The sequence below is a fragment of the Janthinobacterium sp. NFX145 genome (assembly GCF_049810325.1).
In the GTDB taxonomy this organism is placed as follows: domain Bacteria; phylum Pseudomonadota; class Gammaproteobacteria; order Burkholderiales; family Burkholderiaceae_D; genus Janthinobacterium; species Janthinobacterium rivuli.
In genome coordinates this window covers 5,134,502-5,147,846 of record NZ_CP187360.1, presented here as the reverse complement: position 1 = coordinate 5,147,846, position 13,345 = coordinate 5,134,502, and the positions used below count along the sequence as shown (strand labels likewise).

Annotated in this window: 6 protein-coding genes; 3 read left to right on the top strand and 3 right to left on the bottom strand. The window is 64.4% G+C overall.

The genetic code is table 11. The annotated features are described in order from the left end of the window. Nucleotides 1–34: 34 nt before the first annotated feature. On the bottom strand, nt 35–817 hold the full coding sequence (locus tag ACPJXG_RS22995) for a YoaK family protein (RefSeq protein ID WP_176388871.1): 783 nt from the start codon (nt 815–817) through the stop codon (nt 35–37). Nucleotides 818–830: 13 nt separating this feature from the next. Beyond that, nucleotides 831–3,584 (bottom strand): bifunctional [glutamate--ammonia ligase]-adenylyl-L-tyrosine phosphorylase/[glutamate--ammonia-ligase] adenylyltransferase, encoded by a 2,754-nt coding sequence (gene glnE / locus ACPJXG_RS22990; protein WP_425252448.1) that lies wholly within the window; start codon nt 3,582–3,584, stop codon nt 831–833. Nucleotides 3,585–3,843: 259 nt separating this feature from the next. Between glnE and ACPJXG_RS22985 the strand changes: the two genes are divergently transcribed. The 3 genes from ACPJXG_RS22985 to tldD are packed head-to-tail and all read left to right on the top strand — an operon-like array spanning nt 3,844 to nt 10,317. After that, on the top strand, nt 3,844–8,004 hold the full coding sequence (locus ACPJXG_RS22985; protein WP_425252447.1) for a YhdP family protein: 4,161 nt from the start codon (nt 3,844–3,846) through the stop codon (nt 8,002–8,004). A 30-nt stretch (nt 8,005–8,034) separates the two neighbouring features. Then, the gene (locus ACPJXG_RS22980; RefSeq protein WP_099400774.1) at nt 8,035–8,835 is read left to right on the top strand and encodes a carbon-nitrogen hydrolase family protein; all 801 of its coding nucleotides are present in this window, start codon (nt 8,035–8,037) and stop codon (nt 8,833–8,835) included. A 21-nt stretch (nt 8,836–8,856) separates the two neighbouring features. Further along, complete coding sequence (gene tldD, locus ACPJXG_RS22975) at nt 8,857–10,317, top strand: metalloprotease TldD (RefSeq protein WP_425252446.1); 1,461 nt, start codon at nt 8,857–8,859, stop codon at nt 10,315–10,317. Nucleotides 10,318–10,456: 139 nt separating this feature from the next. Here tldD and ACPJXG_RS22970 read toward each other — a convergent pair whose 3' ends face one another. Next, the gene (locus ACPJXG_RS22970) at nt 10,457–13,303 is read right to left on the bottom strand and encodes a TonB-dependent receptor (protein ID WP_035828689.1); all 2,847 of its coding nucleotides are present in this window, start codon (nt 13,301–13,303) and stop codon (nt 10,457–10,459) included. Between the last annotated feature and the right edge of the window lie 42 nt (nt 13,304–13,345).

The following is a 13,345-nucleotide window of genomic DNA, read 5'->3' as shown; positions in this document are numbered from 1 at the left end:
AGAAAAACGCCCAGGTAGTTGCCTGGGCGTTTTTTCATTTATGGCTGTGCGAATAGAAACGGCGCCGGTAAAAACGCCATAGCAGGCGCAAGTCGCGCAGCACGGGCACGCCCGACAGCAGGGTCAGTACACCGGCGAGCAGGATGGTGGCGGCGGGAAAGCCGATGTGCTTGAAGGCCAGGGCGCCGCTGACGCCGCCGATGAAGAAGCAGGCGATCAGCAGGCTGTGCGTTCTCAGCTTGCCGCGGTTGACCTTGACCATCCGATCCGGCAGGTGGCGCCGGTTGTAATACGCCATCTTGCCCAGTTCGATGCCGATGTCGGTCGACAGGCCCGTCACGTGCGTGGTGCGGATGACGGCGCCCGAAATCTTGGTGATGATGGCATTCTGCAAGCCCATCACAAAGCACAGCAGCAAGATGGTGACGGGGCCCAGCACGTCGGGCATGGTGGCCAGGTAATTGCCCGTCAAGCCGAACAGCAGCAATAAGGCCGCTTCCAGCAGCAGGCTGGCGGCAAACTGGCTGTGCAGCCGGCGCCGCTTGCCCCAGTTCACCATGATGGCGGTCACGGCCGCGCCGCTGACAAAGGCCAGCCAGGCGCCCAGCGCGGCCAGGGCCACGGTGATATTGCCCAGCGCCAGGTCGTCGGCCATGCCGGAAACGATGCCCGTCATGTGCGAGGTATAGCCGCCGATGGCAAGAAAGCCGCCCGCATTCACGGCGCCGGCCACCAGCGCCAGCACGCAGCCCAGCTGCAGATTGGCTTGCGTATCGCGCGCCGATCCGCTCAGCCGGGACAGGTAATGGAGTGGCATGCCCGGGCCGGCCTCAGGCAACGGCGCCGAAGATGGCTTGCCACAGGCGCATCACATTATCCGCATGCACGCGCACGCGCTCCGGTTCCACGCGGGCCAGGTCCTGGCCCTGCAGGCGCAACTGGTGCTGCAGCTTGCGCAGCGCGCGGTAGGCGTCGGCGACGAGGGCGGCCAGCTGGGCGTCGATCAGCCCCAGTTCGCCGCACAGGCGCAGCAGGGCGATATTGCCCGAGTTGGCCGTCAGTTGCGGATACTGCGCCGCATGCTGGAGCACCAGGTATTGCACCATGAATTCGATGTCGATCATGCCGCCTGGATCCTGCTTCAAATCAAAGCTGCCGGGGCGGGGCGGATGCGCATCGAGCATCTTCTTGCGCATGGCCACCACTTCGCCCTTGAGCGGGCCGTTTTCCGGCCGCTCCTTGCGCAGGATGGTGTCGCGGATGCGTTCGAAATGCTTGCCGATGGTGGTATCTCCAGCACAGAAGCGCGCGCGCGTGAGCGCCTGGTGTTCCCACACCCAGGCCGCGCTGCCCTGGTAGCGCTCGAACGCCTGCACGCTGGAGACCAGCATGCCCGAGGCGCCGTCGGGGCGCAGGGCGATGTCGATGTCGAACAAAATGCCGGCCGACGTGTGCGAGGTCATCCAGGTAATGAAGCGTTGCGCCAACTTGGCGTACAGGCCGGGCGCTTCCTGGTCGTCATCGTCGAAGAGGAAAATGACGTCGAGGTCCGAGACATAACCGAGTTCCTTGCCGCCCAGCTTGCCGTACGCGATGACGGCGAATTTCGGCACGTCGCGGTGGCGCGTGGGCAAGGTTTGCCAGACGGCTTGCACGGTGGCGGCGACGATGATGTCGGCCAGCTGCGACAGGTAGTCGGCCAGCTTTTCCACGCTCAGGTCGCCCGCCAGGTCTTGCGCCAGGCACTGGAACAGTTGCGCATGGTGCATTTCGCGCAGGATATCCATTTGCCGCTCCGTGTCGCCGGGCGCGTCGTCGAGCTGGCGCTGCAGGTCCAGCGCCAGGGCGGCCGGGTCGGGCACCGTGTTGCGGATGCGTTCGTCCAGCAGTTCATCGAGCAAAATCGGATGTTGCGTGAGGAAGGTGGCGGCCCAGCCGCTGGCGCACACCATGCGCACGACGCGCTCGAGCGTATGCGGGTATTCCGTCAGCAGCGACAGATAGGCCGAGCGGCGCGCGATCGCTTCCAGGAAATCGAGCAGCCGGCCCAGGGTGGCTAGCTGGCTGGCGTTACCATTGGAAACGGAGCAATCGGTGATCAGGGGCAGGGCGGAATTGACGAGGGCCACCAGGCGCGTGCGGCTCGCCTCGGGCAATGATTGCAAACGCGGCGCCTGCCACGTGGCCAGCAGGCGGCGCGCGCAGGCGGCCGGCTCATGGAAACCCAGGGCGGCAAAGCGCGCTTCGATGGCTTCCTGCTGGTCCGAGGCGGCGCAGTCGTTCGACGTCTGCGGGTCGATGCCCGTGTCGGCCGGCGGCGTGCCGCTGCTCTTGTCGCTGAACATTTCGTCGAATTGCCCGGCGACAAACACGCGGTGCGCTTCCAACTGGGCCAGCAAGGTGGCCGTGTCAGGCAAGCCCATCATCTGCGCCACGGTCAGGCGGTCGGCGTCATTCGCGGGCAGGGTGTGGGTTTGCGCATCGTCAAGATACTGCAGCCGGTGTTCGAGGTTGCGCAGGAAGGTGTAAGAGCCGAGCAACTGTTCCACGATGGCCGGTTCCAGCAAACCCTTGTCGGCCACCGTGCGCAGGGTGGCGCGCGTGGAGCGCTCGCGCAGTTCGGCGTCGCGCCCGCCGCGTATCAACTGAAACACTTGCGCGAGGAATTCGATTTCGCGGATGCCGCCACGGCCCAGCTTGACGTTGTTGCTGCGGTCCGGATGCAGCCGTTCCTGGCGGTTGACCTCGGCGCGGATCTGGCCGTGCATGGTGCGGATGGCGTCGATGACGCCGAAATCGAGGTAGCGGCGGAAGACGAACGGGCGCACGATGGCGTCGAGCGAGGCAATGTCTTCCGGCTTGCCCGTCACGGCGCGCGCCTTGACCCAGGCGTAGCGTTCCCATTCGCGGCCTTGCACGATCAGGTATTGCTCCACCATGCTCAGGCTGGCGGCCAGCGGACCCGAGTTGCCGTTCGGACGCAGTGCCATATCCACGCGGAAAGTAAAACCGTCTTGCGTGATCTCGGCCAGAGCGGCGATCAGTTTCTTGCCCATGCGAATGAAAAACTCGTGGTTGGACAGGCTGCGCTGGCCCGGTACGGTGACGTGCGTGTCGCCGTCTTCCGGGTAGACAAAGATCAGGTCGATGTCCGACGACACATTCAGTTCGCCGCCGCCCTGCTTGCCCATCGCCAACACCATCAAGGCCTGTTCCTCGCCCGATTCCTCGCCGACAGGCATGCCGTGCAGGGCCACCATCTCGGCCATGATGGCGTCCACATGCGTGCGGATGGCGAAATCGGCAAAGCCCGTCATGGCCGTGACGACTTCGTGCAAGTCGGCCCGGCCTTCCAGATCGCGCGCGATCAGGCCGCAGACGAGCAGGTTGCGCAGGCGGCGCATGGCCCGCTCGGGCGGCAGCGGCGGCGTGGCGGCGTTCGCCTGGGCGGCCAGCTCGGCGGCAAAGTCGAGCTTGTCCAGCGGCGCGCGCACCAGTTGCGCTACCTGCGCGGCGCGCTCGGGGGCGGCGTCCAGCCAGCGCTGGTAGAAACGGGAGGCGGAGATCAAAGGCTGTGTGCTCATGGTATCGGTAACTGTCTCGTGGATGCGGCGTGCATGATCTTGTTTAACTTGGCTGCGAATGGCGGGGGATGCGGTAAAATTGTGCCGCTGGCCGAATACCGCCGGCAGTACGTGCTCTTCCGGACGATGGTAAGGGAGGCTTTGCTCAGACGCAAGCGCGGGGATGTGGGTGCGTACCACGAATGCAGACGATTTTTGCCATTATTTGACGCCGGGCCAGTTTATTAGCTTATTGATGCAAAAACCGCCAGAAGCAAGCGTGACAGAACATGTGCCATTGGCCCTGCGCTGGCAGCGGCTGCGTGCCGCCTATCGCATGGCCAACCTGGCTACCCACCATGTGTTGGGTTTTACCATCAAACTGGTGCTGCTGGCGTATTTCGCCTTCGCCGTGCTATTCCTGTTCCTGCGCTACGCCATCTTGCCGAATATCGATTATTACAAGGGCGATATCGAGCGGGCGGCCAGCCGCGCGCTGGGCAACCCTGTCAGCATTGCGCGTATTTATGCCTCGTGGCATGGCGTGCGGCCGAATCTTTTCCTCGGCGATGTGACCCTGCGCGACCAGGCGGGGCGCCAGGCGCTAAGCCTGCCGAGCATATCGGCCACCGTGTCATGGTGGAGCGTGCTCGGTTCCGTGCGTTTTACAACCCTGGAAATCACGCGGCCCGACCTGGACGTGCGGCGCAGCAAGGATGGCAAGCTGTACGTGGCCGGGGTGTTGATCGACGGCACGCAAGGCAGCGATGGCAAGGGCGCCGACTGGCTGCTGTCGCAGCATGACATCATCATTCGCGACGGCAAGGTGCGCTGGACGGATGAAGCGCGCGGCACGCCGGAGCTGGCTTTAACCCAGGTTAACTTGCTGCTGCGCAACCGCTGGCGCAGCCACCGCCTGGGCTTGCAAGCCACGCCGCCGGCCAGCCTGGCCGCGCCCATCGATGTGCGCGCTCACTTCACGCACCCGCCTTTCAGTACGCGCATCTCCGACGTGTCGATGTGGAAAGGCGAGCTGTACGCCGACCTGAAAAATGCCGACCTGGCCGCCTGGCGCCGCTACCTCGATTACCCGTTCGAACTGAGCCAGGGCAAGGGCGCCTTGCGCGCCTGGTTGAGCCTGGATCACGCGCGCCTGGCCGGCTTCACGGCCGACGTCGGCTTGACGGATGTGACGGCGCAGTTGGGCGAGCATATCGCGCCGCTCGACCTGTTGTCCGTCAGCGGACGCATTTCGGCAAAAGAAGAACTGTCGGCGCAGGTGCCCGACGGCAAGCCGACGTTTGGCGCGTATGGGCACCAGGTCGAGTTGACGAATTTCGCGGTGGAAACCCGAGATGGCCTCAGCCTGCCGCCCACGACCCTGTCCGAACGCTTTGTTGCCGCCACCAAACGCAAGCCGGCGCGCACGGAAATCACGGCCAAGTCGCTCGATCTGCACACCCTGGCCGCGCTGGCCGACAAGCTGCCGCTGGGCGAACAGCAGCGGCAGCGCCTCGACGCCCTGGCGCCGCGCGGGCGTTTGCAGGATTTCTCGGCGCAATGGGAAGGCGAGATGGCGACGCCGGCCAGCTACCGTTTGCGCGGCAAGCTCATCGATCTTGGGCTGAATGCGCAGCCGGCGCGCCTGGCTGTGGCGAAGACGGCGACCAGCCCCGCACAGGCGGCTGCACCGGCTATCCCCGGTTTCGATCATTTGACTGGCAGTCTCGACGCCAGTGACAAGGGCGGCAAGATCGATATCGATGCACAGGGACTGGTATTGCAACTGGCCTCCTATTTGAGTGAGCCCGCCTTGCCGTTCGAACAATTCGAAATGGCGGCACGCTGGGCTTTCCAAGCAGACAATATGCTGCAAGTCGACCTGGACAGGCTTGATTTAAATCAACAAGGCATGCGAGTCGCCTTGCATGGCTCGCAGCGTTTGCCGCTCGATGGCAAGAATCTGGGCCAGGTCGACTTGACAGGCAGCATCGATAATTTCCAGATCAACACCATCGGCCGCTATCTGCCGCTGCAAACGCCCGAGCACCTGCGCCACTGGCTGACGGGGGCGCTGGAAGGCGGCGTGGCGAGCGATGTCAGCCTGCGCCTGCGCGGCGAACTCGAGCATTTCCCCTTCAAGGGCGATACGCCGGCCCAGCGCAATCGCGGCGACTTCCGCGTGGCCGGCAAGATCGAGAATGGCACCCTGAACTACGCGCCCGGCGAGTTCGCGGAAAGCGGCCCGCTGGCGGGCAAGGCGCCCCTGTGGCCGCAGGCGGAAAAGATCAAGGGCAGTTTCGTGTTTGAACGGGCGCGCATGGAAATTCGCGGCGACACGGCCACCACGGGCGGCGTGGCCCTGACGAATGTCAAAGCCGTGATCCCCGACCTGACCGTCTTCGACACCCTGCTCGATATTGAAGGCAACGCAGCTGGTCCGATGCAGGAATTTCTCAAGTACGTGACGGCCAGCCCCGTGCTGGGCTGGATCGAGCATTTCACGGATGAAACGACGGCGACGGGCAACGCCAAATTGGCCCTCAAATTGCACTTGCCGACAGAGCGCATGCTCGAATCGACCGTGCAGGGCAGCTTGCAGCTGGCGGGCAACGACGTGGTGCTGTTCCACGACATGCCGCCCGTGCTGGGCACGCAGGGCAAGATCGAATTCACTGAAAAGGGCGTCAACCTGAATGGCTTGAACGGCAGCCTGCTGGGCGGGCCGCTGGCCATTTCGGGCGGCACGCAGGCGGACGATACCATCCAGGTCAAGATTGCCGGCAACATGACCATCGACGGCTTGCGCAAGACGTATCCGGCGCCCGTGCTGCAGCGCCTGGCGAAACATTTGAATGGCGGCGCCCGTTACAGCGGCCTGATCACGGCGCGCGACCACCAGGTTGTGGTCAATGTCGAGTCGCCGCTGACGGGCCTGGGCCTGGATTTCCCCGCCCCCCTGAAAAAACCGGCCGGCGACAGCCTGCCCGTGAAATTTACCCTGACGGGCAATGCGGCCAATGGCGCGGGCTTGCGCACGGACGATATCCGCATCGCGCTGGGATCCGGAATCGCTGCGCGCTACCAGCGCCAGAAGCAGGGCAAGGACGCCTGGCGCCTGGTGCGCGGCGGCATCGGCGTGAATGTGCCGGCGCCAGAGCCGGACAGCGGCATGATGTTCAACGTCAATATGAAAACCCTGGACGTCGACAGCTGGATCGCCGTCGGCAGCGAGATCGCCGGCAGCGCCACGGCGCCCACCGACAGCGGCGCCGCCGACGATGCGCCCGATATCGCGCAATACGTGGTGCCGGACATGATGGCGGCCCGCGCCAGCGAACTGATGCTGGGTGAGCGCAAGCTGGAAAACGTGGTGGTGGGCGCCACGCACCAGAAGGATGTGTGGCAAGCCAATATTGATGCGAAACAAGTGTCGGGCTATGTGACCTGGCTGGAAACGCCGTCGGGCCTGGGCAAGATGACGGCGCGCCTGTCGTCGCTGATCATTCCGGAGTCGGCCGCCAACGACGTGAAGAATTTGCTGGAGGGAAAGAGCGGCGCCCAGTCGATTCCTTCGCTCGATATCGTCGCCGAGCAATTTGAATTGTTCAACAAGAAGATCGGCCGGCTGGAGTTGCAAGCCTATAACACCATGGCGGCGGGCGGGCGCGAGTGGCGCGTGGGCAAGCTGCAATTATCGAATCCCGATGGCGCCCTGAGCGGCAATGGCAAATGGGTCATCAAGGATGGGCAAAGCACGACCAGCCTGCGCTTTGGCCTCGATATCGTCGACGCGGGCAAACTGCTCGACCGTTTCGGCTTTGCCGACACGGTGCGCCGCGGCAAAGGCCGCCTGAGCGGCGACATCGCCTGGAACGGCTTGCCGTATTCGCTCGATATTCCCACCCTGTCTGGGCAGATCGAGATGAACGTGGAGTCGGGCCAGTTCCTCAAGCAGGATCCGGGCGCCGCCAAGCTGTTGGGCGTGCTCAGCCTGCAAGCCTTGCCCCGCTTGCTGAAACTCGATTTCCACGACGTGTTTTCCGAAGGCCTGGCCTTCGACGGCATCACGGCCAATGCCAGCATCAAACGCGGCGTCGTGACCACCGACAACCTCAAGATGCACGGCGTGGCGGCCACCGTGCTGATGGATGGCACGGCCGATATCGCCAATGAAACGACGAATCTGCACGTGGTGGTGATCCCGGAATTTAACCTGGGCACGGGGCCGCTCGTCTACGCGCTGGCCGTCAACCCCGTCATCGGCCTGGGTAGTTTCCTCGCGCAATTGTTCCTGCGCGCACCCGTGATGAAGGCGCTCACCTATCACATGCAGATCGCCGGCCCGTGGAAATCGCCCGTCGTGACCAAGCTCGATGGTGGTAAATTGGATCCCGTCGCCGTGCCTGCCGCCGCAGCCGTGGAGGCCGTGGCGAAATAGGCGAGGCGTTCGAATGGAGAAAAGGTGGCAATGATGCATACAGTCGCAGCAGTACAAATGATTTCCTCGCCATCCGTGGACGACAACCTGGCCACGGCACGGCGTCTGGTGGCGCAGGCCGCCGCCGCTGGCGCGCAACTGGTGGTGTTGCCCGAATACTGGGCCATCATGGGCAAGCAGGAAACGGACAAGCTGGCCCATGCGGAACAGCCCGGCAGCGGCCCGATCCAGGATGGCATGGCGCAGATGGCGCGCCAGCACGGCATCTGGCTGATCGGCGGCACCTTGCCCCTGATTTCCGGCGAGGAGGGCAAGGTCCTCAATACCACGCTGGTGTACGACCCGCAAGGCGCGCCGGCCGGCCGCTACGACAAGATCCACCTGTTCGGTTTTACGCGCGGCACCGAGTCGTACAACGAATCGCGTACCATCGTGCCGGGCGCGCAGGTGCGCTCGATCGAGACGCCGTTCGGCCGGGTCGGCCTGTCCATCTGCTATGACCTGCGCTTTCCCGAGCTGTACCGCGCCATGGGCGATTGCGCGCTGATCGTCGTGCCGGCCGCGTTTACCCATACGACGGGCAGCGCCCACTGGGAAGTGCTGCTGCGCGCGCGCGCCATCGAAAACCAGTGCTATGTGCTGGCCTCGGCGCAAGGCGGCCTGCATCCGAACGGCCGCCGCACCTGGGGCCACAGCATGCTGATCGACCCGTGGGGCGAAGTGAAAGCCGTGTTGCCCGAAGGCGAGGGCGTGGTCAGCGGCGAGATCGACCTGCTGTTTTTGGCCGGCGTGCGCGAGTCGCTGCCAGCGCTGGCCCACCGCACGATGTAAATTGAATGTTGAGAAAAAGCCATGATCCCATTTGAACCCAATCTGTCCAGCCTGGCCGTGGCGCGCGATATCCTGCTCACGCCGTTTGGCCTCGATGAAGACAAGCTGCTCAAAGCCCTGGGCACGATGTTTACGCACAAGGTCGACTATGCCGACCTGTATTTCCAGTCGACCAAGAGCGAAGGCTGGAGCCTGGAAGAGGGCATCGTCAAGACGGGCAGTTTTTCCATCGACCAGGGCGTGGGCGTGCGCGCCGTGTCCGGCGACAAGACGGCGTTTGCGTATTCCGACGACATTTCCGAGCGTGCCCTGCTGGAAGCGGCGGCGGCCACGCGCACGATTGCGCGCGCCGGCGCCGGCAAAATCAAGATCGCGGGCCAGATGCTTGCCCAGGGTGGACGTTCCTTGTACCTGCCCAACGATCCGCTCGCATCGCTGGATGCCACGGCCAAGGTGCAATTGCTTGAACGCGTGGAAAAGATGGCGCGGGCGAAAGATCCCCGGGTGGTGCAAGTGATGGCGGGCCTGGCCGGCGAATACGACGTGGTGCTGGTGCTGCGCAGCGACGGCGTGCTGGCGGCCGACATCCGCCCTCTCGTGCGCGTCTCGCTGACCGTGATTGCGGAACAGAATGGCCGCCGCGAAACGGGCTCGGCCGGTGGCGGCGGACGTTTCAGCTATGACTATTTCAGTGATGCCGTGCTGGAACAATACGCGACGGACGCCGTCAATTCAGCGCTCGTGAACCTGGACGCGCGCCCGGCGCCCGCCGGCCCCATGACCATCGTGCTGGGTCCTGGCTGGCCCGGCATCCTGCTGCACGAAGCGATCGGCCATGGCCTGGAAGGCGATTTCAACCGCAAGGGCTCGTCCGCGTTTTCCGGGTGCATCGGCGAGCGCGTGGCGGCCAAGGGCGTCACCGTGGTCGACGACGGCACCCTGGCCGGCCGCCGAGGCTCGCTGAATATCGATGACGAAGGCAACCCGACGCAGTGCACGACCCTGATCGAGGACGGCATCCTGAAGGGTTACATCCAGGACACCATGAATGCGCGCCTGATGAAAATGCCCGTGACGGGCAATGCGCGCCGCGAATCGTTTGCCCACCTGCCCATGCCGCGCATGACGAACACGTATATGCTCGGTGGCGACAAGGATCCGGGCGAGATCCTCGCCTCTGTCAAAAATGGTTTGTATGCCGTCAACTTCGGCGGCGGCCAGGTCGACATCACGAATGGCAAGTTCGTCTTTTCGGCCAGCGAAGCGTACATGATTGAAAACGGCAAGCTCAGCTACCCGGTGAAGGGCGCGACCCTGATCGGCAACGGCCCGGACGTACTCAACCGCGTCTCCATGATCGGCAACGACATGCGCCTGGACTCGGGCGTGGGCGTGTGCGGCAAGGAGGGGCAAAGCGTGCCCGTGGGGGTGGGGCAGCCAACCCTGCGCCTCGATGGCATCACGGTTGGCGGGACTGCCTGATCTTTTCGGGCACTGTGAGGCCAACAATGGTGTCGGATTACGCGTGGCTACGCCCCGCTAATCCGACCTACATTTTTGGCATGCTGCTCGCGTAGGTCGGGTTAGCGCAAAGCGCGTAACCCGACACCACCGCTATTTCTCAGAACTTGTACTTCACCCCCGCGCTGACAAACCGTCCTGCCGCGCCCGCATAGTCGAGCGGGTTGTAGCCCGTGGCGCCATAGGTCAGCGGATCGAGCGGGGCGATCTTGTCGAACAGGTTTTGCACCGTCGCAAACACTTCCAGCTTGGGCGTGGCCAGCCAGCGGGCCGTCAGGTCCACCGTCGTGAACGAGGCGATGCGGCAACCGTGTGGGGCATCCGTGCCGTCGGCGAAATGCGTGGCGCAGCCGTCCGGGTCATTCTTGAACCGCACGTTGTCGAGCGGTGCGCGGTAATTGACGTTGGCCGTGACGCGCCAGTTCTGGCGTTCCCAGGTGGCGCCCAGATTGATGCGGTCGTCCGGCGTGCCCATGCAGTTGGACACGTCGCAATTACCATGCGTGCCGGCAAAATCGCGCTGCGTGCCGTCCTGCTCCGTGCGCAGCCATTTGTACAGATGCGTCCATTTCACGTCGAACACCAGGCTGCCATAGTCGCTGCCCAGGCTGAAGCGCTGGCGCGCGTCGATATCGATGCCGCGCACCGTCGTTTGCGCCGAATTCACATAGTTGGCCAGCACGGCCGTAATGGCGCCCGGATCGCCGGGAATGCCGGTGGCCGTTGTGGGGTCGCGCGCCACGTTGCCGGCGGCAATGGCCGCATCCGTTTGCTCCTGGTTGATTTCATTCTTGCGGCGGATTTGCCACAGGTCGACGGAAATGCTGGTACGCGGCAGAGGGTCCCAGATGGCGCCCACGGAATAGCTGCGCGAACGCTCGGGCGACAGGTTCGGATTGGGCGAGGTGATGACGGCGATTGCCGCTGGATCGCACGCCACTTCCACACCCAGCGCGCAGCGCAGCGGATCGCTGGCGGTGGAGAATGCTGCAAGGCCGCCGACGCCGTTTTCCGCCGCGCTGGGAGCGCGGAAACCCTTGGCGAAGGTACCGCGCAGGGCCAGTTCGCGCACGGGTGTCCATTTCACGCCTACTTTCGGCGTGTAGGAATTGCCCACGTCGGTGAAATGGTCGGCGCGCAGGGCGCCCGACAGTTCCACGGTCTTCAGCACGGGCGCCAGCACCTCGGCATAGATGGCCGAGGCATTGCGGCTGCCTTTGTAGGCGGAATAGCCGAGGCCGATGATATTGCCCCGTTCCGTGCCCGTGGTGGGCTTGAGTTCCGTCGATTCGTGGCGGAATTCCGCGCCCACGGCCACGCCCAGGCTGCCGCCGTCGAGCTTGCCCAATTCGCGGCTGGCCTTGAAATCGATCTGCGCGATATGCGTTTTGGCGTCATTCGAGATGCGCGGCGACAGGGCCGCGTATAGCTCGGCGGAATTGAGGCCCGCGTTTTCCGCGATGCGCCACAGGCTGCCGGCTGGCAGGGCCGCATACGCGGGGTTCAGGCTGGCCGCCGCCACATTGGCGGCAGTCGGGTTGAGCAGGGCGAAGGCCACGTCGCGCTGCAGGTAGCCGTCCAGGTCGTTTGACACCTTGTTCTGCGAGTACAGCAGGGCGCTGTCGATATCCCAGCCCGCCACGCTGCCCTTGATGCCGGCGACAAAACGCGTGAAGGTGGAGTTGACTTCCGACAGGCGCGGCCCCACGTCGGCCGCCAGGTAGCGCAGCCGCGCCGCCGTGCCGAAATACGGGTTGTCCGGATGGGCCGCGCCCAGCGACACGCCCGCATTGCTGACAGGGCCGCCCGGGTAGCCGACCGAGCCGCTGACCGTCGATGGCGTGGTGGCCGAGTTCGACTTGCTGTGATACAGGTTCAATTCGGCATACGTTTGCAGCGCTGGCGTCAATTGCCAGGCGGCGCGGCCGAAGAAATTGATGTTCTTTTGCTTGGGCTGGATCTGGCCGTATTGTTGGGCGGCATCGGTCAGGCAACCGCCGCCCGGATCACCTTGCGGATGCGTGGTGAAGTTGCCGCAGGCGGCGCCGGGGAAGGTGCGCGTAAAATCCGCGCCGGCCAGGTTGCCGCGGTTGTAGTAGTCGAGCGTGTCGGGATTGCGCACATTGCCGTTGACGGCGCTGCCGGCCGCATTGTTGGTGGTGATGGCGCCCGCGCCGCTCAGCGACTCCTGCGCGCTGAAGCCCAGGTCGCGCAAGTCGCTGCGCCCGATGGCGCCGCGCCCGGCCCGGTTGCGGTTCCAGATGGCGGCCTTTTCGCTGTATTCGAGGTTCAACAGCACGTTGTAGCGGTCGCTGTCGATGTCGCCGAAGCCGTGCGTGATGGCGGCGCGCGCATCGCGCCCGTCCCACTCCTTCGTCTTGCCGTAATTGCCCTTGATGGCCGTGCCCTGGTAGTCGCGCCGCAGGATCACGTTGACGACGCCGGCGATGGCGTCGGAGCCATAGATGGCCGAGGCGCCATCCTTGAGAATTTCCACCCGTTCCACCGCTTCCAGGGGAATGATGTTCAGGTCGGCAAATACTTTCTGGCCATCATCTGCCAGGCCATACGGCGCGACGCGGCGGCCATTCAGCAGCACCAGGGTCGAGGCCGTGCCGAGACCGCGCAGCGACACGCCGGAAGCGCCGGCGGCAAAGCCGTTGCCGAAGGTGGTGGGGACGGAACCCTGGTTGTCGACGGCCAGGGTCTGCAGCAGTTCGGCCACGCTGGACTTGCCCGACTTTTCAATGTCGGCTGCGTTCAGGGTTTGTACGGCAGAAGCCGTTTCCGCTTGCGCACGGCGGATGTTCGAGCCGGTGATTTCCACGCGGGCAATCGGCGCGGCGTCCTGTGCCAGGACGGGTAGACTCAGCAGCGCACTGGCCAGTGCCAGGCCCAGTCTGGGTGGTGAAAAGGCGGCGGACTGTAGGGATGATGTAGGGATCATGCGGTTCTCCGGAAAGGTCAGGCAGTCAAAGGTCATCGATAC

Bases quoted from the DNA above. Each gene is read 5' to 3' on its own strand.
- ACPJXG_RS22995 (WP_176388871.1), bottom strand. From the start codon at position 817: ATGCCACTCCATTACCTGTCCCGGCTGAGCGGATCGGCGCGCGATACG.
- glnE (WP_425252448.1), bottom strand. From the start codon at position 3,584: ATGAGCACACAGCCTTTGATCTCCGCCTCCCGTTTCTACCAGCGCTGG.
- ACPJXG_RS22980 (WP_099400774.1), top strand. From the start codon at position 8,035: ATGATGCATACAGTCGCAGCAGTACAAATGATTTCCTCGCCATCCGTG.
- tldD (WP_425252446.1), top strand. From the start codon at position 8,857: ATGATCCCATTTGAACCCAATCTGTCCAGCCTGGCCGTGGCGCGCGAT.
- ACPJXG_RS22970 (WP_035828689.1), bottom strand. From the start codon at position 13,303: ATGATCCCTACATCATCCCTACAGTCCGCCGCCTTTTCACCACCCAGA.